Origin of the sequence: Chryseobacterium sp. RR2-3-20 (assembly GCF_017808115.1) — a bacterium.
Classification (GTDB): Bacteria; Bacteroidota; Bacteroidia; order Flavobacteriales; family Weeksellaceae; genus Chryseobacterium; species Chryseobacterium oryzae.
Genome location: NZ_JADQBD010000148.1, coordinates 1 through 1,430, shown reverse-complemented (window position 1 = coordinate 1,430; position 1,430 = coordinate 1). Strand labels below are relative to the sequence as shown.

The 1,430-nt window shown below is 38.9% G+C and carries 2 protein-coding genes; both read right to left on the bottom strand.

Annotation, left to right across the window (positions count from 1 at the left end; genetic code table 11):
* Window positions 1-28: 28 nt before the first annotated feature.
* Complete coding sequence (locus tag IV513_RS15415) at window positions 29-871, bottom strand: IS3 family transposase (protein ID WP_317196435.1); 843 nt, start codon at window positions 869-871, stop codon at window positions 29-31.
* A partial coding sequence (locus IV513_RS15410; RefSeq protein ID WP_209391436.1) for a helix-turn-helix domain-containing protein occupies window positions 859-1,430 on the bottom strand: 572 nt, incomplete at its 5' end. The genes IV513_RS15415 and IV513_RS15410, both read right to left, overlap by 13 nt.

Below are 1,430 nucleotides of genomic sequence, written 5' to 3'. Positions count from 1 at the left end.
TAGACTGCACCCAAAAGTTTAGACAAAATTAAACAATATTTTGATAGGAAAGAGTTCGGTACTGTACCGGGCTCTTTCCTTTTAGATTGAGTCTTATCCTGTCGTTGTTGTAATAATTGATATACTGCTTTATTTCTTTTTTCAATTCCTCAATGGTTTTGAATTTCTTGGTGTAGAACATCTCGGATTTTAAAGTCCCGAAGAAATTCTCTATCACGGCATTGTCCAGGCAGTTTCCTTTTCTGGACATACTTTGGATGATTCCTTTTTCTTTCAAAAGCATCTGATAGGCTTTCATCTGATATTGCCAGCCTTGGTCCGAGTGGAGAATGATGTTTTCTGTATTTTTGATTTTCCTGAAACTTTTCTTTAACATATTCATAACCTGAATAAAGACAGGTCTCTCCGATAGATCGTAACTGATAATCTCTCCGTTATAAAGGTCAATTATGGGTGACAGATACAGTTTGTTTCCGGAGACATTGAACTCCGTCACATCAGTTGCCCATTTCCTGTTCGGTTGGTCTGCCTTGAAGTTCCTCTCCAAAACATTCGGTGCTATATTGCCGTGCTCACCTCTGTATGACCGGTATTTCCTGAGCCTTATGATGCTTTTGAGTCCCAGAACTTTCATTAGCTTCATCACTGTCTTGTGATTGATTATAATTCCTTTTTCTTTCATTACCAAAGTGATGCGACGGTATCCGAACCGCCCTTTGTGCTTGTGATAAATCTGTTTTATCAAGGTTTTGACCTCTGCATATTTATCATTCTCCTGAAGCATTTTCTGATGGTAATAGAAACTGCTCCTAGCCATACCTGTACAATCCAGCAGGACTGACAGGTCATATTTTTGCCTTAATCCTTCGATGGCCTCTGCTTGTTCTTTTTGAGAGTTAAGGCGTCTAGCTTTTTTAGAAAATCGTTCTCGGCACGTAGCCTTTCGTTCTCCAACAAAAGTTCTTCTTCCCTTGTCAACGGCTTGTCGGACTTCCTTTTCTTACGTTTGTAACCACTCATTGTTTTGGGTCTTCCTATAGGTTTGTTCTTCAATCCTAAAATACCACTTTTTTCGTAATCACGCTGCCAATTCAAAACGGTAGACTGGGCAGGGATATCAAACCTGACACACGCTTCTCTTTGTGAGATGAACTCCGTATTGATGGCTTTCAAAACTTTAAGCTTGAACCTTACGGAATAGCTTTTGTTTTTTCTCGGTTGTAATCCCGATATTCCGTACTTGTTATAAAAGCCGATCCACTTGCGAAGATTACTCTCGTTAAATCCTTTTTCTGTTGCTATAGATTCAATCGAACGATAAGAATTCTGATGAAGTTCTATACATTCCAATTTGAAAGCAACGCTAAATTTTTCTTTCCTTTCCATAAAAAATGCCCCTAAAAAGTGTCTAACTTTTTGGGGGCAGTCCA